This window comes from Bacillus sp. SIMBA_074, from assembly GCF_046534555.1.
GTDB lineage: Bacteria > Bacillota > Bacilli > Bacillales > Bacillaceae_G > Bacillus_A > Bacillus_A mycoides.
Window position 1 is genome coordinate 1 of the sequence record NZ_JAWRYM010000717.1, and the last position, 262, is coordinate 262.

Consider the following 262-nt stretch of genomic DNA (forward strand, 5'->3'; position numbering starts at 1 on the left):
GGCGATCTGGAAACAGTATGACCTCTCCTATATCTAGCTTCGTAGTAGTTGAACGTCACTAAAGACGTACCAATCTACTACGAAAGCGGGGCATTTTGTATGAGTAGCGACTTAAACTTACGAAGTTCCTCTGTAGTTGGTTGGGCGTCTATGCCAAAACCGACAAAACTGCGAGGAATCCATGATGAGGAGAGCGCTGCAAGTATCAAGGCGTTACAGTTTGATTTTGTTTGGTGCATGTTTGCTTGCTTTTGCCTATTAT

1 protein-coding gene is annotated in these 262 nt (G+C 43.9%); it reads left to right on the forward strand.

Annotated elements, in window-relative coordinates; translation table 11 throughout:
* Positions 1-48: 48 nt before the first annotated feature.
* A partial coding sequence (locus tag SB773_RS32660; RefSeq protein ID WP_410594544.1) for a hypothetical protein occupies positions 49-262 on the forward strand: 214 nt, incomplete at its 3' end.